The 21821-nt window shown below is 40.7% G+C and carries 24 protein-coding genes and 3 tRNA genes; 6 read left to right on the top strand and 21 right to left on the bottom strand.

The window, feature by feature from the left end:
- Nucleotides 1-157 precede the first annotated feature (157 nt).
- On the top strand, nucleotides 158-889 hold the full coding sequence (gene gloB / locus HHA43_RS08000) for a hydroxyacylglutathione hydrolase (RefSeq protein WP_168542302.1): 732 nt from the start codon (nucleotides 158-160) through the stop codon (nucleotides 887-889).
- A gap of 47 nt (nucleotides 890-936) precedes the next feature.
- Here the strand turns inward: gloB and HHA43_RS08005 are convergent, their stop codons facing one another.
- On the bottom strand, nucleotides 937-1209 hold the full coding sequence (locus HHA43_RS08005; protein ID WP_168419416.1) for a hypothetical protein: 273 nt from the start codon (nucleotides 1207-1209) through the stop codon (nucleotides 937-939).
- 437 nt (nucleotides 1210-1646) lie between these two features.
- Between HHA43_RS08005 and HHA43_RS08010 the strand changes: the two genes are divergently transcribed.
- Nucleotides 1647-1850, top strand: a complete 204-nt coding sequence (locus HHA43_RS08010; RefSeq protein ID WP_004971452.1) for a hypothetical protein — start codon at nucleotides 1647-1649, stop codon at nucleotides 1848-1850.
- Between the two features lie 199 nt (nucleotides 1851-2049).
- Here HHA43_RS08010 and HHA43_RS08015 read toward each other — a convergent pair.
- From HHA43_RS08015 to HHA43_RS08035, 5 genes are all read right to left on the bottom strand, one after another.
- Nucleotides 2050-2134 (bottom strand) — tRNA-Leu (locus HHA43_RS08015).
- A 34-nt stretch (nucleotides 2135-2168) separates the two neighbouring features.
- Nucleotides 2169-2242 (bottom strand) — tRNA-Trp (locus HHA43_RS08020).
- A gap of 33 nt (nucleotides 2243-2275) precedes the next feature.
- Nucleotides 2276-2360: transfer RNA gene (locus HHA43_RS08025), tRNA-Leu, on the bottom strand.
- Between the two features lie 117 nt (nucleotides 2361-2477).
- The gene (locus HHA43_RS08030; protein WP_168542304.1) at nucleotides 2478-3308 is read right to left on the bottom strand and encodes a serine/threonine-protein kinase; all 831 of its coding nucleotides are present in this window, start codon (nucleotides 3306-3308) and stop codon (nucleotides 2478-2480) included.
- Nucleotides 3265-4779, bottom strand: a complete 1515-nt coding sequence (locus HHA43_RS08035; protein ID WP_168419414.1) for a DUF3336 domain-containing protein — start codon at nucleotides 4777-4779, stop codon at nucleotides 3265-3267. The genes HHA43_RS08030 and HHA43_RS08035 overlap by 44 nt, the downstream gene beginning before the upstream one ends.
- Before the next feature lie 185 nt (nucleotides 4780-4964).
- On the opposite strand from HHA43_RS08035, the gene HHA43_RS08040 reads away from it, so the two are divergent.
- Nucleotides 4965-5837 (top strand): ATP-binding protein, encoded by an 873-nt coding sequence (locus HHA43_RS08040; RefSeq protein WP_168526336.1) that lies wholly within the window; start codon nucleotides 4965-4967, stop codon nucleotides 5835-5837.
- A 55-nt stretch (nucleotides 5838-5892) separates the two neighbouring features.
- Here HHA43_RS08040 and HHA43_RS08045 read toward each other — a convergent pair whose 3' ends face one another.
- Nucleotides 5893-6210: a hypothetical protein gene (locus HHA43_RS08045; protein ID WP_168542306.1), complete on the bottom strand. Its 318-nt coding sequence runs from the start codon at nucleotides 6208-6210 to the stop codon at nucleotides 5893-5895.
- Nucleotides 6211-6532: 322 nt separating this feature from the next.
- Between HHA43_RS08045 and HHA43_RS08050 the strand changes: the two genes are divergently transcribed.
- A complete protein-coding gene (locus tag HHA43_RS08050; RefSeq protein ID WP_168419411.1) occupies nucleotides 6533-6790 on the top strand; it encodes an EexN family lipoprotein in 258 nt (85 codons plus the stop codon).
- 83 nt (nucleotides 6791-6873) lie between these two features.
- Here HHA43_RS08050 and tsaD read toward each other — a convergent pair whose 3' ends face one another.
- Nucleotides 6874-7890 carry a tRNA (adenosine(37)-N6)-threonylcarbamoyltransferase complex transferase subunit TsaD gene (gene tsaD, locus HHA43_RS08055; protein WP_168542308.1) on the bottom strand — a complete coding sequence of 339 codons (1017 nt, stop codon included), beginning with the start codon at nucleotides 7888-7890 and terminating at the stop codon, nucleotides 6874-6876.
- 146 nt (nucleotides 7891-8036) lie between these two features.
- Between tsaD and rpsU the strand changes: the two genes are divergently transcribed.
- Together rpsU and HHA43_RS08065 are read left to right on the top strand one after the other, a co-directional pair.
- Nucleotides 8037-8252: a 30S ribosomal protein S21 gene (rpsU, locus tag HHA43_RS08060; protein ID WP_001136722.1), complete on the top strand. Its 216-nt coding sequence runs from the start codon at nucleotides 8037-8039 to the stop codon at nucleotides 8250-8252.
- A 31-nt stretch (nucleotides 8253-8283) separates the two neighbouring features.
- A complete protein-coding gene (locus tag HHA43_RS08065) occupies nucleotides 8284-8730 on the top strand; it encodes a GatB/YqeY domain-containing protein (protein ID WP_168542310.1) in 447 nt (148 codons plus the stop codon).
- Between the two features lie 227 nt (nucleotides 8731-8957).
- Here HHA43_RS08065 and HHA43_RS08070 read toward each other — a convergent pair whose 3' ends face one another.
- From HHA43_RS08070 to HHA43_RS08130, 13 genes are all read right to left on the bottom strand, one after another.
- Complete coding sequence (locus tag HHA43_RS08070; protein WP_168419408.1) at nucleotides 8958-9320, bottom strand: hypothetical protein; 363 nt, start codon at nucleotides 9318-9320, stop codon at nucleotides 8958-8960.
- A gap of 61 nt (nucleotides 9321-9381) precedes the next feature.
- Complete coding sequence (locus tag HHA43_RS08075; protein ID WP_168542312.1) at nucleotides 9382-9756, bottom strand: GFA family protein; 375 nt, start codon at nucleotides 9754-9756, stop codon at nucleotides 9382-9384.
- Nucleotides 9757-9805: 49 nt separating this feature from the next.
- Nucleotides 9806-11242 carry a M48 family metalloprotease gene (locus HHA43_RS08080; RefSeq protein ID WP_168542314.1) on the bottom strand — a complete coding sequence of 479 codons (1437 nt, stop codon included), beginning with the start codon at nucleotides 11240-11242 and terminating at the stop codon, nucleotides 9806-9808.
- Between the two features lie 103 nt (nucleotides 11243-11345).
- On the bottom strand, nucleotides 11346-12320 hold the full coding sequence (locus tag HHA43_RS08085; RefSeq protein ID WP_168542316.1) for a 2-hydroxyacid dehydrogenase: 975 nt from the start codon (nucleotides 12318-12320) through the stop codon (nucleotides 11346-11348).
- A 59-nt stretch (nucleotides 12321-12379) separates the two neighbouring features.
- The gene (locus HHA43_RS08090) at nucleotides 12380-13045 is read right to left on the bottom strand and encodes a hypothetical protein (protein ID WP_168542318.1); all 666 of its coding nucleotides are present in this window, start codon (nucleotides 13043-13045) and stop codon (nucleotides 12380-12382) included.
- Between the two features lie 164 nt (nucleotides 13046-13209).
- Nucleotides 13210-15099 (bottom strand): M48 family metalloprotease, encoded by a 1890-nt coding sequence (locus HHA43_RS08095; RefSeq protein WP_168542334.1) that lies wholly within the window; start codon nucleotides 15097-15099, stop codon nucleotides 13210-13212.
- A 97-nt stretch (nucleotides 15100-15196) separates the two neighbouring features.
- Complete coding sequence (gene purF / locus HHA43_RS08100; RefSeq protein WP_168419176.1) at nucleotides 15197-16735, bottom strand: amidophosphoribosyltransferase; 1539 nt, start codon at nucleotides 16733-16735, stop codon at nucleotides 15197-15199.
- 24 nt (nucleotides 16736-16759) lie between these two features.
- Complete coding sequence (locus HHA43_RS08105) at nucleotides 16760-17341, bottom strand: CvpA family protein (protein WP_070156001.1); 582 nt, start codon at nucleotides 17339-17341, stop codon at nucleotides 16760-16762.
- Nucleotides 17342-17345: 4 nt separating this feature from the next.
- Nucleotides 17346-18347 (bottom strand): quinone-dependent dihydroorotate dehydrogenase, encoded by a 1002-nt coding sequence (locus HHA43_RS08110; RefSeq protein ID WP_168542320.1) that lies wholly within the window; start codon nucleotides 18345-18347, stop codon nucleotides 17346-17348.
- Between the two features lie 111 nt (nucleotides 18348-18458).
- Nucleotides 18459-18938, bottom strand: coding sequence for a type II secretion system protein GspM (gspM, locus tag HHA43_RS08115; RefSeq protein WP_168542322.1), 480 nt, complete (start codon nucleotides 18936-18938; stop codon nucleotides 18459-18461).
- On the bottom strand, nucleotides 18938-20077 hold the full coding sequence (gene gspL, locus HHA43_RS08120) for a type II secretion system protein GspL (RefSeq protein ID WP_168542324.1): 1140 nt from the start codon (nucleotides 20075-20077) through the stop codon (nucleotides 18938-18940). The genes gspM and gspL overlap by 1 nt, the downstream gene beginning before the upstream one ends.
- 45 nt (nucleotides 20078-20122) lie before the next feature.
- Nucleotides 20123-20578 carry a phosphohistidine phosphatase SixA gene (sixA, locus tag HHA43_RS08125; protein ID WP_168526352.1) on the bottom strand — a complete coding sequence of 152 codons (456 nt, stop codon included), beginning with the start codon at nucleotides 20576-20578 and terminating at the stop codon, nucleotides 20123-20125.
- Nucleotides 20579-20731: 153 nt separating this feature from the next.
- A complete protein-coding gene (locus HHA43_RS08130) occupies nucleotides 20732-21805 on the bottom strand; it encodes an NAD(P)H-dependent glycerol-3-phosphate dehydrogenase (RefSeq protein ID WP_168419171.1) in 1074 nt (357 codons plus the stop codon).
- Nucleotides 21806-21821: the final 16 nt, after the last annotated feature.

Below are 21821 nucleotides of genomic sequence, written 5' to 3' on the forward strand. Positions count from 1 at the left end.
CGGCATTTTTTTATGTTCTTAAATGAGTATTACGACCTGATTCACAATCAGAATGAAACAAATATGGCTTATGCTGCCAACATAAAAGCTAAGCTTTTACTCCCTAGCGAAAGCATGCTGTAATAGCAACAAGCGATTAAAATTTTAGGAATTGAGCATGCACTACCAAGTTCATCTTATTGATGCGCAAAAACCTTCACAAAATTATATTTGGTTGCTTGAACATTGTGACAGTAAACAAGTGGTAGTAGTCGATCCTACCGATGCCAAACCCGTTGAAGATTTTTGCCAAAGCCATGGCTTAGAGATTGCACAAATTTGGCTGACACATTGGCATCAAGACCATATTGGCGGTGTACCTGAACTCATTGCAGAACGCAACTTGCCAGTTTATGGCCCACGCGATGAACTGAGTAAGATTCCTTTTATCACCCACCCTTTACAACATCAAGATAAAGTACAGTTTTATGATTTATCTGTAGATGTCATTGCCGTGCCTGGGCACACCCTTGGGCATATTGTGTATTTTATAGATGAGCTAGATGTCTTGTTTTGCGGCGACACCTTATTTGCAATGGGGTGCGGGCGAGTTTTTGAAGGTACACATCAGCAAATGTACCAATCGCTCAATCGTTTAGCTGCTTTACCACCACGAACCCAAGTGTATTGCACCCACGAATACACCCTTACCAATGCAAAATTTGCGCTGCATGTAGAACCTGAAAATTTGGCAATTCAGGAGCGTTATCAACATATTGAAAACTTGCGTATGCTGAATCAACCGACTTTGCCAAGCAGTATTGAATTGGAACTCGAAACCAATCCATTTTTAAGAGCAGAAAGCGTCCAAGAGTTTCAAAAATTACGTGAATTGAAAGATAATTTTTAAATGGATTTATAAGTCATCTCGATGTTCAATTACACAACACAGATTGCTTATAAAATTTGATGGCTTGCCGCGAACTCATCCAACTGGGTTTGCGTTACCACACGTAAGGCCTGCATTTCATCCACGCGTACTAATAATAAATTTGACAATGCAGGCTGATAACGGCGTGCACTGCCAAAAGGCGTATAAGCCACTTTTGATTGTGAAGAAAACAACAGCCAGTCTTCATGACCGAGCATCACGGCTACAGCCTCTTGCCCCTGTACACGCATATTTTCAACCATACTCATCACTTGCTGTTCAATACTGGGCACTGTCATATTATTCAAATTTAAAATTTCAATCAGGCACCAGTATAAACAAATCCCCACTTATTTACTGCTGCTGCAATGGCTTGCTGTATAAAATCTAATTTCTTATTTTGCCCGTGTTAGTACTTTTAGAACGCCTATCGTTTTGGATAGCGTTAATTACTAACATGAGTAGCACAAAGATAAATGCAAATAATTAACAAAATATTTCCAAGTCATATCTTGGTCAAAAATTTAGGTATTGTATCAACCACCAACTCAAAAATTAATTACTTCAATATCAATTAATTAAAATTCATCATTTTTCATAATCCTTTCCAAACAATGAACTTCGTATTTATTTTGCACAAAGCTTTCTAAAAATATCTGCAGAAATACATTTTTGCCCTTTAAAAATTCACGCAATATCCCTATTAATAAATAAATGGATATAGAGGAGTTCTCTCGTGAAAAAGGTTGTGAAAGCAAAAAATTTAATTGCGTTTCGTATTTGGTTAGAAAAGTTAGGTTATTCAGTTAAAAACTTAGCAGATGGACACGGTTTTACTTTTAGTTTTCAAAAAGAGTACGGTTTGGTGACCTGTGAACTTTCAGGTAACGCTTTGGCCATGAAATTAGGCGAGGAGTTTGAAGATCACTTAAAAGCTTAATTAAAGCAATAACGGTTGAACTTGATAGGATGCAAAAATTAGAATTTAAACAGATTTAATCAACTCATTTCACTCAATGATCTTGCCCATAACATGCTTATGGGCTTTTTTTATACTTATATGCCCTTTTGCCCTTGTGATGGACTCAAAAAATTTAAGGCAATAAAAAAGCAGGGTCAATGCCTTGCTCTTTAATTTATGGTGGGGACGGAGAGACTCGAACTCTCACACCTCGCGGCGCTGGAACCTAAATCCAGTGCGTCTACCAATTTCGCCACGTCCCCAACATCGGGTACCAACTTAGTGTTGGATTTAATTTGGCAGAGGATCAAGGATTCGAACCTTGACGAACGGTTTTGGAGACCGTCATGCTACCATTACACCAATCCTCTGTAACCTAAAATCAAGTGTACTTGATATTTAAGTGGTGGGGACGGAGAGACTCGAACTCTCACACCTCGCGGCGCTGGAACCTAAATCCAGTGCGTCTACCAATTTCGCCACGTCCCCGATGGCTGTGTATATTATAGAGATCACTTCCTCATGACAAGCCTTTTTTATAAAAAAGCATAATGACTGTTTAAATAAAAAACAAAAAATTGTTTTTTGTTTTTTTCTTAAACATATTCAGCCACTAAGCCATAATTTTAACGCTGAAATATTGGCGCAACGTTGTGAATATTGCTTAGCAAGCATTGCCTTGAGTAAAGGGTAAAAGGCAGTTATGTGCTCAGCTTTATCTAAATTGAATCTTTGACAATGTAAATATGCCCAATCTTGGTAACTACTGGCTTGTAAGCGTTGCTGTGTCAGCCATTCATAAAAAATTATGCCCAAGGCATAAATATCACTTTGCCTAGTTTTAGGCTGCCCCTGAAATAACTCAGGCGCCATATAACGTGGCGTTGCGGTCAGACGCTGCTGTGGATTATCCGTAATATGCCGTGCTTGTTCGAAGTCCAATAGTTTGATTTTCCCATCAAACTGCACGATATGTTCAGCTTTCAAATCGGCATGAATCCAACCCAAAAGATGCAACTGCTCTACCGCATCAAGCACCTGCCATAATATCGCTTTGGTTTCATCAAGATACTTAGGTAGACCATCCATCTGCAATACAGGCATTGCTTCAGGCAAAATTAACGCCTGCGTGTACTCTTGTTGCTGAATATGAATAGGCTCTTGATCCATCAGCACGCACGGCAGTAAAAAAGCATGTTTTAAATGTTGCTTTTGCTGATAAAACCGATATTCACGCCTAAAACCTTCTTCAACAGTAGGATGACTCCCCTGTTGCTGAGCTTTCAGCCAATAAAACTGGTTTTGATATTCAAAACGATATAAATGCCGTCCATACAATAAACTTTGAGGTTTACTGCGTAATTCAAACTGTGCAATATCGGCAAGTTGAAAATTAAACAACACTTGCGCCAGTACGTTTCTCTGGAATCGTGTCATTTTGAGCATGCAATAACTCTAGGCAATGTTGCAAAGTTTTGCCTACACGGGCATGCGTTTCAATACTGGAAATTTTTGGCCAAGTTGCTCGCTCACCTTCACGCTGTAAGATTTTGAACAAATGTGGTTTAGGGTTTTGCAGCATATAACTATAATGACGCAGGTTATAACTTCCAACAATATTGACATCGCCATAATAACGCTGATCGACAATGCCATAACCATGATCTAGCAAACGGCGTACGGGTGGCACAGCTCCTGCCCGCTCACGAACAAAGTCCATGACACCGCGACTAATCACTTTCCCCTGTCGGCGGATAATACGTTCTGGCCAACTTAGCATATCTTTACGATAGCGCTTGATATCATCTTGCATGAAAGGAACCACATGCGGGTTCACCTGACTGGCAATGGTGTAATTAATATTATATAAACGCGCCATTTTTTCCTGTGGGAAATCACTGCGTACACTACCATCTACCCAACGGGTTTTACCCATATAAGGGGTATGCTCGCCATCATAACGCTTATTGGTTAATCGTACTGGTGGAAATAAAATGGGTACGGCACAAGATGCAAGCACCGCACTCCACACTAATAAATCAGGTGCAGTAAAACTATTCATAATGCGCGGGTCTTGTGAAGCATCATATGGCGCCACGGCCACATTTATGTGTAAACCTGAATTCTGAAAAGCTTCTTCAAAGGTGGTATCACCTAAGTTTTTAATCAGGAATTTTTTTAAATAATGTACATTGGCAATACCGCCATTCCCTTTCAGAATTTCACGCATTTGTCTAAATTGGAATGCTTCGTGGAAAAAAGATTCACCACCTAAAATTTGTTGTACATCTTCAGGTTTCGCAATACCCAGCATGGCCGTCATGATGGCGCCCGCACTTGAACCCGACAGCACTTTGGGCATTAAGTCCTGCTCAAGCAAAGCCTTACACACACCCGTATGAAACAGACCTAAAGTCGCGCCACCCGAAAACATTAAGGCAGGCTGACCATACGCAGTTTGGCACTGCTCAAAAAAAGCAATTTTTTCAGCGCGGGTTAAAGTTTGACACGCTTCTGAAGCCACAAAGGCCAAACTTTTACTGACTTCTTCTACATAGTCTTCAATGATTTTTTTGGTACCAACATAAGTGGCAGTAAACAACATAGGATGGGCAATGTTGGCAATATCGAAGGTTAAGCCTTCACGTAAAATATAAATCAGGTCATTACTACGTTCTGTCGTGCGGTAACGGCGTAAAAGATTTAAACGGTGCGAAATGATTTCTGCATCAAAATATGGCGAACTATTGTCATATTTCCATTCTTGCGCGCCAGATTCTTCATCTATTTTTATGGCAATACTTTTCCACTCTTCATAGGATTCTGCATTTAAAATTTCGCGCTTTAATTTTTTTATGCGATAGGCTTGGTGCGGATTAACCTCTTCGGTGAAATCTTTAAATAACATAGCGTCCCTCAATCCGTTGGTTTATTCGCAGCACTACGCTTGCCGATGCCTACTATACACAACAATATCTTAAAAATAATAACATGCGTCAATGACTAAGCAAGTACAGCAATTGGCAAATCTAGGTCAATTGCGCTAGTCTTAAACTGTACTTTTCCGCTCTGCAATTATAAAGCTGAACTATCATGGCAAACCTAGATTTACCCGACAACATCTTAATATCACTTTCGCATGTACTCCAACAACTACAGCAAAGCTTACCTGCTTTAAAACAAGAACCTGATTTTTCAGCAATTGCTTTTAAATGGCAAAATCAGCAGTTAATTGCCATACAACAACCACGAAAAATGGAATTGGATGACCTAAAAGGCATTGAAAAGCAAAAAGAAAAAGTTATTCAAAATACCTTGCAGTTTTTAAATGGCTTACCTGCCAATGATGTCTTGCTGACAGGTTCACGCGGGACTGGTAAATCTTCTATTGTACGTGCCCTGCTCACCAAGTATGCCGACCAAGGCTTACGTTTAATTGAAATTGAACGTGATGACTTATCTGAACTCCCTGAAATTCAGAAAATCATTCAGCATCGTCCAGAAAAATTTATTGTCTATTGCGATGATTTAGCCTTTAACGCAGAAGATGAAAATTATCGTAGTTTAAAAAGTGTTTTAGATGGTTCATTACAATCAGGTTCAAGTAATTTTATTATTTATGCGACTAGTAACCGCCGCCATCTTTTACCTGAATTTATGCACGAAAATACACCTGTCACCCGTGTAGATGTACCGCAATATACCGAATTGCATCCACAAGAAGCGATTGAGGAGAAAATTTCGCTGTCTGACCGTTTCGGTATGTGGTTGTCGTTTTATCCAATGGATCAAAATCTGTATTTGGAAATTGTAGAACACTATTTACAAAAAGCAGCAATACCAATGACCGCCGAAGTACGTGCAGAAGCATTAAGATGGTGTCAGGCACGTGGTCAACGTTCAGGTCGTGCCGCTTATCAATTCTCTAAACACTGGATTGGTTCACAGCAACTAAAATCTATGTAAAATTTACGGGTTGCTGCATTTCTTTAGGCAGTAACCCTTTAATTCAAGCACACTATTATTGACCTTGTTCAGCAGCGATACGTGCCAAAGTTTCTGCATAAAACTCTTCGCCATGCGCTTGCATGGCTTCTACAGTTTGTTCACCCACATAAACTTCTTCTGGGGCAGTTACAGCAATATCGGAAGATGCACCTGAATCATAGGTGATGGCTGTATGACTTGAAGGTGAATAACCATCATTGTTGGATGACATTTCTAAATTTGAATGACTCACCGATGAGGTATTTTGATGAATAGACTCCGCCTGTTCACAAGCGGTTAATAACATTGCCCCCATCACACAAGTGATGCAAAATGTATTTTTAAATCGCATTTTATCTCATTAATTTTTTATTAAACATAGACTTAAAATCATAATTTATAATTTAAAACACCACAATTGGACAGGATTCACAGAATTTAGCACTGCTGTCAGTTATTTGCTTTATTTTTAAAATTTGCAAGATAAGAGCACAAAAAGCTCTGAAATTTATATGCTTAGATTTAAATAATTGGCACAACCTGAAGATAATAAACAATAAATTACAATTGTTTAGCTTGACTTAAAATGGTCAACTTTAGTCAATTTGTTTATTTTATAGCAAACTTATCACTTAAGATGAAGTCTCTTTAGAACAAACAACGGTTATAAAATAATGTTTAATTTCAAAAATATGTTGCTGACGGTAGCTTTAATCACCACCCTTGCAGGATGTACCCAAGTGAAAACGCAGGAATATTATGCAGAAAACCTAGATGAGGCAAAAAAGGTTTTACAAAAATGTGAAGCCGAAGCCAACAAAGGCAAAGCACTAGAAGGCAAGAAGTTGGAAAACTGCAACAATGCAGGTATGGCTGTTATGAATGGCATGATGCAGGACTTAACCAAAGGCTTAATGGATGCAGTTCGCTAAATCTTCGTTATTGAGCAGAACTTCAATTGCAGCATAAAAAAACAGAGGCTTAATCTTGGCCTCTGTTTTTTTCAACTAAATACCTAACCTGCGGTCGGATTGGTCAATTCTGTCATTGGCCAACGTGGTGTGGTCGTCACAGACAAACCATCTTGCTGTCCTGCCTTTAAACGCTGATAACCTGCAAAAGCAATCATCGCACCATTATCGGTGCATAATGCTGGCTCTGCGTAATATACTGCAGCACGAATCTTCGCTAAATCTGCTTCTAAACGCTCACGTAAACGCGTATTTGCACTTACTCCACCTGCAATCACTAAGCGTTTTAAACGTGTTTGTTTTAAGGCTTTCACTGATTTTTTGACTAGCGTATCCACCACAGCTTCCTGAAAACTAGCTGCAATATCCGCATCACGGTTTTCATCACCTAGTTTTTTCATTTGCACTGAAACTGCAGTTTTTAAACCACTAAATGAAAACTCCAAACCTTGGTGCAACATTGGCCGTGGAAACTCAAATGCCAATGGATTACCTTGTTCCGCCAGTTTGGCAATATTTGGCCCGCCTGGATACGGCAAGCCCATCATTTTTGCGACTTTGTCAAAGGCTTCGCCCGCAGCATCATCAATCGACTCGCCTAACAGTTCATATTGCCCAATACCATAGGCGGCCATGAGCTGAGTATGACCACCCGAAACCAATAACGCTACAAAAGGAAATTCTGGCGGTGTGGCAGACAACAATGGCGCAAGCATGTGCCCTTCCATGTGATGCACACCAATTGCAGGTTTATTTAAGGCAAATGCCAAAGTGCGCCCAAATAATGCGCCTGTCATGAGTGCCCCCATCAAGCCAGGTCCACGAGTATAAGCCACTGCATCAATTTCAGATTTTTTGACCTGACTTTGCCCAAGCAATTGATTCATTAATGGAATAAGTTTACGCACATGGTCACGTGAAGCCAGTTCAGGTACCACTCCGCCATATTCTGCATGCAATTTAATTTGGCTGTACAGCACTTGTCCACGTAAACCTAACTCACTGTCATACAGGGCGAGTCCTGTTTCATCACAAGATGTTTCTAAGCCTAAAACGATCATTAAATTGCCTATAACCTGTATCAATTCTATTGCGAAACCTATTATAGACTTGTGATATGAGATGTAAATGAGTAAAATACTGACCTTCACTTGTGATCGTGGGCAATTTCGCCCAGGTCTTATCCATAACTTAATGAGGATTCTTCATGCCACAAGTTAAATTGAAAGAAGGCGAACCAGTCGACGTAGCTATCCGTCGTTTCAAACGTTCTTGCGAAAAAGCAGGCGTTTTAGCTGACGTACGTAAGCGTGAATTCTACGAAAAACCAACTCAAGAACGTAAGCGCAAAAAAGCTGCTGCTGTTAAACGCTACCAAAAGAAATTGGCGCGTGAATCAGTACGTACTACTCGCCTTTACTAATTAATTTGTGATTGCCTGTCTGGATTAAATAATGACGACTTTAAAAAACCAAATCACTGACGTTTTAAAAGCGACTATGCGCGCGAAAGAAATGGATAAGTTAACGGTAATTCGTAGTCTACAGGCGGCAATTAAGCAAATTGAAGTTGATGAGCGCAAAGAGCTTGACGATACTCAGGTTCTTGCGGTCATTGAGAAACAAATTAAACAACGTAAAGAATCGGTTAAAGCCTTTGAAGGCGCTGGCCGAGAAGATTTAGCTAGTAAGGAACAAGCCGAAATTGAGGTTTTATCTCAATTTCTACCAGAAGCTATGACTGAGGAAGAACTTGATTCCATGATTGCGCAAACAATTGAAGCGCAACAAGCTACTAGCATGAAAGATATGGGTAAGGTGATGAACTCTCTGCGTCCGCTCATAGCCGGGCGCGCCGATCCTGCGCAAGTATCTGCAAAAATTAAAGCCAAATTAAGCTAAATGACCAAAATCATATTTTTCAAAATATTGATGAGCTTGAATTAGTATTGTTATGCTGAAACATTCTATCTCTCAGGCTTTCTGAGCTGATCTTTAAATTGCATAGTGAATATGCTATATATTCCCATCCCACATTGTTTGATCTTTTTGTTTATCTATCTCTATCATTGACTGGATAAAGTTTATATTGAAGGTTGAAATGCCTTTGCACTCACCTCGAAAACTGCTTATTTTAAATCACACTTTACCTGATATTTATTAAGTAACTGCATTTCTTTAGATGAACTCACCTGCTGAATGACGTCCTGTTTATTAATATTTTGATAACGACGGTCTAAATAAGCACGATTTTCATCGGCTGCCTGATATAAACGATCAACATAACGGCTCACAATACCACAAAACTGCTGTTGCTGCTGTGCACTAAAACCTTGCTGCTGTGGATTTAAGCCACGTAAAAATTGTCGGGTATCTTGCTTATATTGTGCATTAATTTCTTCAACTGCCATCACATATTGCTCCGCACTCGCAGCATAGACCGTCGGTAATAACATCCCCAAAGTTAGGCATAAATAAATATATTTTTTCATTTTCATTCAACAACATCACGCAATTTCGGTTTTATTCTAGCACTGTATGCTCCGTCAAGTACTACTCACACAATGCAATTGTCAGAAAGTTTGGTTTGTATTGTGTGAAAACCTGCTCAGAAGGTTCAGGGATTTGACCTTGCGTCACAGTCCCTAAACGCAAGCGAATAATATCGGGTAAATCAAGTCGATAGGAATAAATTGGACTCCCACATTCCTGACAAAATACTCGCGCCTTATTGGGACTATGAAAATATTCTTTCAGATATTTTAAGCCACGAACCACTTCAAATTTTTCACGGGAAACTGGGCTATTCCAACCTAAAATACCCCCTTGTGCACGACGACAATGCTGGCAAAAGCACAATACTGTTTTTTCAATTTCGGCATGGTAACGATAATACACCGCACCGCATAAACATTGTCCCTCAATCATTTTAAACTCCTTGTATTTATTGTTATTGGTTCAACTTATACCTTTAAAGTTATATTTTTAACTGTCGTTCTCTTTGCATTTCGGTCACGCGGTTTTTTATATTTGCCGACATAGCTTGATTATCTTTAGCTAAGCGCTGTGCATGTAATAACGACTTAATCGCCTCTTCTTCCCAGCCCGACCAATATTGCACCTCTGCGCGATACCGTAGCACATTTACCGTGCGTAGTGGCGATGCCCGATCTACATTTGCCGCTTGCTGCATTAAATTCCATGCCGATAAATCACGTGGATTTTTCTTTAAAAAACCTTGCAGAATCGTTTGCGCCTGTGCTGACTGATTCTGACGAATCAACACTTCAGCCCACTTAAAATTTAAGGCACGATTTTCTGGCATAATGCGCGCAGGTGAACTAATGGTCTTGTGTGCTAAATCAATTTTATTTTGCCCTAAATAAATGTCAGTTTGAATAAGTGTCAATAAATTATGTAAACGATTGTGACTTTTAGCCTGATCAATACTTTGCTGCGCCAAAACAAAATCGCCCTGTTGACTATAAAAATAGGCCAAAGCCAAATGTGCAGCAAAATTATTCCGAGTCGTAAAAGCCTTCAACTGTTGTTCTGTCGCTTGTTGCGAAAGCACTAAACTGTAGAGTTTTAAAATTTCAAAATCTTCATCTCGTAATGATGTCTGCACTGCAGGCAACTGATTAGCACGCAAACGTGCTTCGCTCATACGTTCTGTCGTTAAGGGATGGGTAAACCAAAAATCAGGTAAAAAACTCACACGACTGGTAGTACGGTGCATCACTTCAAAAAAGTCTGCCATGCTTTGTGGGTTATAACCCGCACTATACATATATTGCATACCAATACGGTCTGCTTCACGCTCTTGATTACGGCTATAAGTCAGTTGTTGATCCATCAATGCCGCTTGAGAACCCATCATCACTGCTGCACCTGCATCACCATCCGCCTGCGAGGCAACTAAAGCACCAACCACAACACCTGCCAATGCCAACAAACCCTGCCCCTTAAATGCTTCCTGTGAACGGCTATAATGTCGCTGAGATACGTGCGCAATTTCATGAGCCATCACCCCTGCGACTTCATCCATCTTCCGTGCAGAATTAATCAAGCCTGTATTTAGGGCAAATAATCCACCAGGAACAGCAAAAGCGTTAATTTGCGGATCATTAATGATAAGCAAGCCTATTGGCTGCCCTAGTTGAGTTTGACTAAGTAAATGTGAGAATGTATTGAACAATTGATCTTCAAGCCATGGGTTTTGCGCTACAGGCATTTTACGCTGTACTTCCCGATAGACTTTTTCACCAATGCTGCGCTCTTTTTGCTGATCAATCAGTCCCACACCACTGCCTATTTCTGGCACATTAAATTGTGGTGTGGCACTCAAACTGGCACTTTGTGCAGTCGTGAGACTGGTTAAACTTAGACCGCAAACGAGTAATAGGCGTTTCAAGGGTTCATCTCAAATACATATTTTGCATAGTAATTTACTATAACATTGAAAAATGAACCTATTTGCAATGATGTGTTATCAATTTTTAATACGCTTCTTGGCTTTAAAGCGTATAGCAAGCAGGATTGACTACATATTGTGGACGACGTCCTTCTAGTGCATCCACCAAGTTTTTATAAGCTAAATCAGCCATTTTTTGACGGGTTGCCGCTGTTGCAGAACCAATATGCGGTAAGGTCACCACATTATCCAACTCAAATAATGGTGATTGTTGCAGTGGTTCTTTATCATAGACATCTAAACCTGCCGCAAAAATTTTACCTGCTTGCAAAGTCTGAATTAAAGCCTGCTCATCAATTACTGAACCACGGGAGATATTAACCAATACCGCATGTGGCTGCATTAAATCCAGTTCACGCTGACCAATGAGTGCTTTAGAGTCTGTGTTTAAATCGACCGCTAAAACTACAAAATCTGACTGTTGCAACAACTCATCTAGGCTTAAATAGTCTGCATTGAACGCCTGTGCCACTTCCATTTTTTCACGGCGGTTGTGATACACCACTTTCATATTAAAACCATGAAAAGCACGTCGTGCAATAGCGGCACCAATATGCCCCAAACCAATAATCCCAATGGTTTTGGCATAAATATCCTGACCAAACTGTGCTGTACCGACTGTACGTTTCCAATGACCCTGCTTGGTCCACTGATCTAAATGCGGTACTTGTCTAGCTGCGCTCATCAGTAAAGTAAAGGCTAAATCAGCAGTCGTTTCTGTTAACACATGCGGGGTATGACATAGGCAAATTTTTTGTTGTGTTAAATAATTGACGTCGTAATTGTCATAACCGACACTCACGCTAGAAATAACTTTGAGTTTAGTTGCGGTATGTAAATTTTGCTGATTCAGCAAACGTCCTGCGCCAATCATGCCATCTGCATCTTTTACATGTTCAAGCAGTTGCTGGTTCACATCGCCCAATTTAGGACTCACCTGCACCACCTGATAATCCTGCTCAAGCTTAGTTAAAATTTTTGCATCGATTTGACTAAATACCACCACTTTTTTACGCATGATTATCCCTGTTTTATCGCTGTAATGACGTCAATATAAGTTTTGAGATAGATATTGGCTTAAGCTTGATTTTGCATAGATTTGACTTGTATGGCATTCCACAACTGTTTTTTCAACAGTGGCTGATCTAACATCTCTTGCAAGTCTGCTAAAGTTTGGCATTGTTCAGAGTTAAAATGCGGTATTGTACCTAAGCTGATGACGTGTTTATCTGCGCATAATGCATCGACAAAACCTTGTACATAGTTTTCTACGCCAATGCCATCTTGTAATATTTCCAAAGCGAAAGGCCATTGCAAAGCATGATATTGCGCCTGCATCGCAAATTGAATATTACGCCATAACTGTTGTTGTTCCGCACTCAAAGCAGTACTGTCGCATAGAATCAGGCAATCTGCTAACTGTAAAGCCTCTATACTAAAAGCTTCAATGTGCAGCATGCTACGCACTTCAACTACAGGCTCGGCTTCAAGCTGTTTAGTCGCATCGACTTCTGGAGTGACTGTTGCTTTTTTTACCGATACTTCTCGCTGTTCCGAAGGTATCGGTTTGATATCTGTTTCTGATACAACTGTTGCAGTCGGGACAATGATTTCACTCTGCAACTCAGGTACAGCTTGATCACGCCATACAGATGATTGTGGCAAATATTGCGACACAGCTGTTCTAGAAACCCAAATATCGATTCCTAGACTGGCTAAAATGTCACGTTGATGCCCAATCATGTTTTATCATCACCTATAATTTTGATGTGCTTGACTCAGTTGCTATTCTAACCAGAAAGCCCAAGCAATGCTGTGCTTTCTTTAACCCACCACCTTACTCAAAGCAATTCTCTAACAGTAGCAATAATATTGTGACTTAACATCTGCGCATGTTTAAGCCGTTATTACACAATAATTAGGCTATTTTGTTTCTGCATTTGCTCAACAATTGCTTCTGTTTTAAACCCAAGTCGCCAATATAACAATTCCAAAACGTCCAACTCATCTTGAGTAATAATACGATCACTCCACAAACAAATCTCTGCAATACCTAAAACAATCAAGCGATCACGCAATAACAAACCTGCCATGTCATTTAAAATTTCAGATAAATCGATGGGTTCATCTGAAATTTCGTCATAGGCAATAAGTTCTTCTGCAGTTAAAACACGCTCCAAAATGCGTTCACGCACATCTAACTGATTCACACTGTTAATTTGTTGCACATGCAATAAAGCATCAATCAAACGGACAATTTGCGGCTTAACCTCATGCAAGGCAGTAGGCGTATGCAAAGGTAATAAATGCAACTCAAACTTTACTCGCTCCAACAGCAACGCATCTAACAGGCCGATTTCGCCATCTTCTTGAATAATACGCGCTAATTTGGTCAAGAACTGCCGTGCGATACTCACAGGCATGCCCCCAATATTTCGACAAGCTTCGTGAAAAATTGAAATGTGTACTCGCCCATCCAAATTCAGTAAAGCATCGACTATGGCACGGCTAACCTCCGCCTCTGCAGGAATAAACTCACGGTACTGACGAATCATTAAAATAGCCACAATCACTTCTCGTGAACCCGTCGCTGTTTGCAAAGCACGTTGAATCAGTTCAGGACGTGGCATATTGTTGCGAATCTCAGGTTTTAGCGGCTTAATTGCGTCATTAATTGCAAAACTAATGGGTGATAAACGCAGCAATGGCAAAGGTTGTGGGGAACTCCAAGGTGCATAATATTCTGCGTTCATTTCTTCAAGCGAACGAAACAAACTAAATAAAGGCTGATTGCGCAAGCGTTTCAGATTTTCCAACTGTAAGTCTTGCACCAAAGTTGGATCTAACTCAAAAATACGCGCCTCAATACTTGGGTGAATATTCATCCAACTTTGCGGACTCAATGAGTTGGCAAAACACATGTGAGAAATTGATTCAGAATATTCACTGTGAATTTGCGAACCCGCATGGTGTACATAAATGCGCAACAAGGTTTGAATATTGGCATTGTTTTGAATCAGGCGTTTGGTTTTTAAATCATTTTTAAAAGTACGCCCACTCAAACTAATGTATTTGATTAGACGAGAAATAAGTACACCTAAACTGCCAATTAGCCAAATACCGCCACCTACGGCCACAAAAAATGTGGCGAGTTTATGCGGCGGTGCGTCACGGTGCTGACCAAAACCCAGTTTGGCAATACTACTGCCCCATTTACTGAACGTGGTTAAACTGCTGTAAAGAATTTTCAGCTTGGTATTATCAATAGTTTCACCACTTAAAATATGGTTAAACTCATGACTCAATAAGCCATAAAGCTCCTGCTCATCTAAATTTTGTAATGCGCCCCAAGTCAAAATAATTACAATATCTTTATCACTAAAGCCTGCGGTTAAAGCATTTACGCCAATCTCATCTGGCAAAACATAAACTGTTGGAATTTGAATCTGAAAAGTATCTGCCAGTTGTTCAGTAATTTTTAATGCTGTGCTTTCTTCAGGTGTACTTTCAAATTGTGTTAAACGACGTGCGCCAAGTTGTTTTGCAAGCGAATGTCCGCCTGAGCGAAAGACATAAAATTCCAAAATAATGGAAAGCGCCATAATTAATAGCAGTAACGTAATCCAATACGGACTCAGACTGTGCCAATAGATGGATTGTGTAGAGTCCACATAATAGACCAAAAGCCCTAATACGGTATTTAAGATAAACAACGTCAAAGCCACTGCAACCAGACACAAGATTGCAGACCAAATCATATTTTTATTTTTAATCAAGTAACTACTCACAGCCTTCAATGTAAACATCCTGAATTACATTGTATTTGACCCACCCATCATAAATGAAAAAAGCGGGAATTTCCCGCTTTTCTCTGTGAGGTAATCAGAAAAATGATTAGCTCTCTTTCACACCTGTGAGGTCAACTGATGCGGCATCAATATTGACATCAATGTAACCATCTTTGCCTTTTTTGGCCAAGTCGTTACGCTTTTGTTCAAGATCGTTTAAATACGCCTCATCAATCCCACCAGCCACATAAACACCATCAAATACCGAGCAATCAAACTCAGTTAAATTTGGGACTTTGTGCGTACGCACCGCTTGTTTTAAATCATCCAAATCTTGGAAAATTAAGCGGTCTGCGCCAATAATTTCACGAATTTGCTCAACATCACGATTTGAAGCAATCAACTCGTCTTTAGCTGGCATATCGATACCGTACACGTTTGGATATTTCACCATAGGTGCTGCAGAAGCAAAGAACACTTTTTTTGCACCTGCATCACGTGCCATTTGAATGATTTCGTTACAGGTCGTGCCGCGTACAATCGAGTCATCCACCAATAGGACATTTTTGCCTTTAAACTCAAGCTCTACAGGGTTAAGTTTTTGACGGACAGATTTTTTACGCAATTGCTGACCCGGCATAATAAAGGTACGTCCGATATAACGGTTTTTCATAAAACCTTCACGGAATTTAATACCTAAGGTATTTGCCAGTTCCAAAGCAGAAGTACGCGATGTATCTGGAATTGGAATAACTACGTCAATGTCGTGCTGTTCGCCCCATTCACGGGTAATTTTATGTGCCAATTTTTCACCCATTTTAAGGCGGGCTTTATACACTGAAATACCATCAATGGTTGCATCTGGACGTGCAAAGTACACATATTCAAAAATACATGGACGATATTCTGGATTGGCTGCACATTGCTGGCTAAATAATTCACCTGCATCATTAATAAAAATAGCTTCACCAGGCGCAATATCACGTTCTACTTTAAAGCCTAGCGCAGTAATCGCAACAGATTCTGAAGCGATGATATATTCCATACCCTGTTCTGTTTCACGCGAACCATAAATAAGTGGACGAATACCATTTGGATCACGGAAGCCAACCAAACCTTGACCAGTGATCATTGCCACTACGCCATAAGCACCTTTACAACGCTCATGCACACGGCTAACCACATGAAAAATATCTTCAGGTGTTGGGCTTAATTTGCCACGATGTTGTAACTCATGGGCAAATACGTTTAGTAACACTTCTGAATCAGAGTCTGTGTTCATGTGACGCAAATCTGTTTTAAACAGATCTTCATGAATTTCTTCAGCATTGGTCAGGTTACCATTGTGAGCCAAAGTAATCCCGTACGGTGAGTTCACATAAAATGGCTGCGCTTCGGCACTGCTTGAAGAACCTGCAGTCGGGTAACGCACATGACCGATGCCATAGTTCCCTTGTAACGCACGCATGTGGCGTGTATGGAACACATCACGTACCATACCGTTATCTTTACGCAAGAACAAACGTCCATTGTGGCAAGTTACGATCCCAGCTGCATCCTGTCCACGATGTTGTAACATCGTTAATGCATCAAACAACATTTGGTTAACAGGTGATTTACCAGCTATACCAACAACTCCACACATAGCAACCTCGCAGACCAGCTAGGATTAATAAAAAGGATTATTCGTTGAGCCATCTGCGCCAGATGTATTCTCTTTTGCGTCAGATGCTACATCGGAAGATGGCGCTGCATCTTTCGACTTGATGTGCTGTAAAGCCTCATTGGCAGCGTCTTTAGACAATTCAGTTGCCCACGGTGCATACGGCAATAAACTTTGTACGAATTTAGATTGTTTCCAATAAGGAGAACTTTCTACCCAAGGACCAATCCCCTGAATAGTTATAAGGACAATAAGCAAACCTTTCAAGGTACCAAATGCGCCACCTGCCAAACGGTTTAATGGCCCCAGTTTTAAACTCTTTAATACACTGTTTAAAATGGCGGTCACAATCCAAGTGAGTACCACAATCACCAAAACAATAAAGGCAAAGGCTGCAATTTTTTGCACCACTGGATCGCTACTCAGCGCTGACATTGAAGGTGCGAGGACTGTGGCATATTTTGCCGCAACAATCAGGGCAAAAATCCACCCGACCAAGTTCGCAAAGGCTTTAATAAATCCTTGACGCAAACCGTTCAGCCCTCCAATGAGCAAGAGAATCAGAATAACGATATCAATGGCGTTCATGAGCTTAGAATGCGTTCACACAATCTTGAACCAGTTCAGGACCTGCATAGATCAAGCCACTATACACCTGAACCAAAGATGCACCTGCATTTTTTTTAGCAAGCGCCTGTTCGCCTGAAAGAATACCACCTACGCCAATTAAAGGAATTTCACCTTTGAGTGCTTCTGAAAAAGCCGCCAAACATGCGGTGCTTTTTTCAAACACAGGTGCGCCAGACAAACCACCTGCTTCATCACCATGTGGTAAGTTTTCTACACCTTCACGAGACAAAGTTGTATTGGTCACAATCAGACCATCAATTTTGAATTGCAACAATTGTTTGGCAATGAATTGAGTATCTTCTGCATCTAAATCTGGGGCAACTTTTAACACTAGCGGCACATAGTGCTGATGCTCTTCAGCCAACTCCAACTGACGTTGTTTTAACGTTTGCAATAACTCAGTCAGTGCATCACCACTTTGTAAACTACGCAAGTTTTTAGTGTTCGGTGATGAGATATTTACCGTAACATAAGACGCATAGTTATAGACTTTTTCCAAACAAATCAGATAATCATCTGCTGCATTTTCTACAGGAGTATCGGCATTTTTACCAATATTAATCCCTAAAATTCCTTTGAATTTTGCCGCTTTGACATTCTCAATTAGCTGATCGACCCCATCATTATTGAACCCCATACGATTAATAATGGCTTTGGCCTGCGGAATACGGAATAAGCGCGGATGTGGATTCCCCGCTTGAGGACGTGGCGTAATGGTGCCAATTTCGATGAAGCCAAAGCCTAAACCAGCCAAGGCATCAATATACGCACCATTTTTGTCTAAGCCTGCAGCTAAACCCACTGGATTTGGAAATTCAATTCCCATACATGTCACGGGTTTTGCAACAGTCTTTTGACGCATCAAGCCCATTTTATGGCTTGATTTCAATAGTGATAGTGTCAGCTCATGCGCACGCTCAGGTGCTAAAGAAAATAACAACGGGCGGGCTAGAGAATACAACATATCTGCAAAAGTCTACTGCTTTCTAAGTCGCCATATTATAGGCTTTGCCCAGTCAAAACGCTATGCTTGACACGGCTTTATTTTCCGCCTTTCAAACTTTATTTTGGGCAATTACTGCACTGTCGCTGTTAATTTAATCTGCCCTGCTTCAGAAATTAATTCCATTTTTTGAATACTTAAACCCATTTGTGCCAATTGAGTTAGGAAATTTGCTAACACAGCATAGTTTTCATGACTAGCCACCAACTGCATTTGCTCACCACTTTGCTGTGATGCGACCGATAGCCCCTGCTGTTGTGCCACTCGCTGAATTTTGTCGGCAGCGCTTAACTGTGAGTCATTGGTAGGCTTCATGGTCACCGCATTGCTTTGCATCATCACAATTAGGTCTTTTAAATCATTTACCCGTTTTTGCTGTTTTTCAGCGGCAGCATGCATGTACCACAAGGCGGAACCCACCGCTGCGACCAAAACAAAAATTGTGGTGAAAATCACCAAAACCCGCTCTCGCGTACTTAAACGGTCTAAATAATCCTGAATCTGTTCAACGCGCTGATCCAGCACGTTTGATATTTTTTCCATGGCTTTCATTATTGTATTTTCACCAATCCTACTGCACCTGTACTGCTCGGCTGAATATTCCCCAACTCCACTTTAAAGCCCTGCTGATTCAATTGCTGCGTTAAGGCCTGCAAAGATGCTGCCGAACTCGCATTCAGCTCCATATTCAAACTATTGGCATCAAAACTGACACGATTGGCCACAATCTGATTTTGCATTAACACAGGCCCAACTCGACTTAACAATTGTAAGGCTTGCGTATCGGCACTTTGATTCAGGCGCAAATGACTTTCAAACTGACTTTGAATATTTTGCTCAGTCACACGACTATTTTCACCAAACCAATATTTATATTGGTCTATGGCCTGAATTGCAGTTTGATCGGCTACTTTTTTAAGTTTGCTCCAACGCAAAGCATCGTAGCTAAATTGTACAATCAAAATACCCAATAGCACTGCTGCACAGGCTTTCCAGTAGCCCGAAAGCCCCGTGTTTTGCTTGGCTTTAGGCAACATGTTAAATGGATGCTGCTTGGCTTTTTTCAGTGCAGGCAAAGTGTAATGAAAACTTTCCAATTGTGCTTGAGTCGCAAAAGCTTCAATACTTTGCATTTGCTCTGCACTAAAATTACTAATTTTATAGTTTCGTTCAGCACTTTGATAATCTAAGTACAATGTCAGATCATCAATCGAATAGCCTAAAAACTCAGTTTCACGTACCAACAAACGCCCACAAATATGACCAATAACGGTTTGCCCTAGTTCAGGCTGCGGCAAGATTAAAAAATCAGGCAACAATGCACTGATTTTAACAGGAAGCAAATTCAACACATGCAAATAGGTTTCCAGTGTACTGTTTGCCATGCCAAGCACAGTGATCTGTTCAGGCTGCTGAAAATGATGCAAGACTTTCATCGCATCTATAGGCAATACCGTATATTCTTCTAAAAGATACTTTACCCCATCTGCACCAAGCTGCTTATATTGCGCTTTAGGCAATGTTTGCTGCATGATCTGAACATCACGGCTTGGAAAAAACACCATCGTCTCTTGCCCTTGAAAAGGCTGTAATGCCTGAATCAAAGCCTCAAGATGATCGGCCTGCGTCCAATGTCCCCCTGTTGACCATTGCCAAACCCCATTGGCTTCAGGCATCCATAAATACAGCATTATTATCGTTCTACCATTAATTTTGTTTGATTTTATACATTTATTTTATGCGTTTGGAATAAAACTTTTGATTTGGGTTGAAAGTCCCGCAGCAATCACGGCCTGTTCATAAATACGTGCTTCTGCCAATTGATATGGATTAAACGATTCTAAAGTTAAAATCTCGGCCATATAAGCCACCACATTCATGTGGCACACCACCGCAATCGACTCATACGGCAATTGCGACAACCATTCTACTGCCACTTTTGCATCATCTTCAGGTTTAATGGCATTACACACCACCACAGGTACATCTTTAAAATACTGCTGTAAATGCGCCAAGGTTTCCTGTGCACGCACCAATGGACTAACTACAAATACATCAGGTTGAATGATATTTTTTAAATAATCTGCTGTTTCTTGTGCTTGAATATGACCACGCTCAGTCAATGGACGTTGATGATCATTGCCCATAACTGCAGGAGCGGCTTCACCGTGGCGAACAAGTGTCAGTTGCATATTATTTCCTTATTGGGTGGCGCAAATTTAAGGTTTATCTGGTTGTATATAACGCACAGTATAACCTGAGAATATGACAATTCAGTTCACCAAACTGTCATATTCCATACAAGTTTTTGCAAGTCATAGCACTTTATAGCATTGAACCCATAACTAGACTTGATGATGTGGCAAGACAAATTCCACATCGCTACGATGCCCATTTTTCATTAAAGACAAAGCAATCGTCATCGGTGGTGCACCCTCAAAAATCACTTCATAAAGCGCACAAGTGATCGGCATATATACATCCAACTCATTCGAGCGTGCCCGCACCTGAACAATAGTGTTAATCCCTTCGGCAGTTTGTCCCAATTCTTCGGTGGCTTGCTCTAAAGTTTTACCTTTACCCAAAGCATAACCAACCTGATAGTTACGACTCAGCGGGCTACTACAGGTCGCAAATAAATCTCCAACCCCCGACAAGCCGAGGAAGGTCAACGGGTTTGCACCAAGTTTCACCGCAAAACGGCTCATTTCTGCCAATGCACGAGTTAAAATCATACTCTTGGTATTTTCACCCACGTTATAAGCTGCAGCCATCCCCATTGCGACTGCATAAATATTTTTAAGTGCACCACCGAGTTCTACCCCGTTGACATCATCACTGGCAAAAACACGGAATAAAGCACTGTGTAAAGCTTGCTGCACTGCATAACGCACCAGTTCAGAATGACTGGCAATAACCGTTCCTGCTGGCTGTCCTGCCACAATTTCTTTGGCTAGGTTTGGTCCAGACAGCACACCATAAGGCACTTCAGGCAGTTCTTCACGAATAATATCGCTCATAAAACTAAAAGTTTTGGCTTCAATCCCTTTGGTTAAAGACACCACGGCCTGCGCACTAATGAAAGGTTTAATTTGACGCAGCACATCACGGAATGAGTGGCTCGGAATTGCCACTAAAATAATATCACGGTCACGTACTGCGGTTTCCAAATCCGAAACAGCTCTTAAACCCTGTTCTAAATTAAAGTCAGGTAAATAACGTCGGTTAATATGCGTTTCATTTATTTCTTTGGCAGTCGCTTCATCACGAATCCAGATCATGGTATCGCAACCGTTACGCACAGCGGTGTTGGCCATAGCTGTACCAAAACTACCACCACCCAAAACTGTAATGCGCAGTGCAGTTTTACGATCTACCACAACAGGTTCGACCAAATCGGCAAAATTTAATTCTGACATTATTGTTATATCCTAA

Source organism: Acinetobacter sp. A2 (assembly GCF_012371325.1).
Classification (GTDB): Bacteria; Pseudomonadota; Gammaproteobacteria; order Pseudomonadales; family Moraxellaceae; genus Acinetobacter.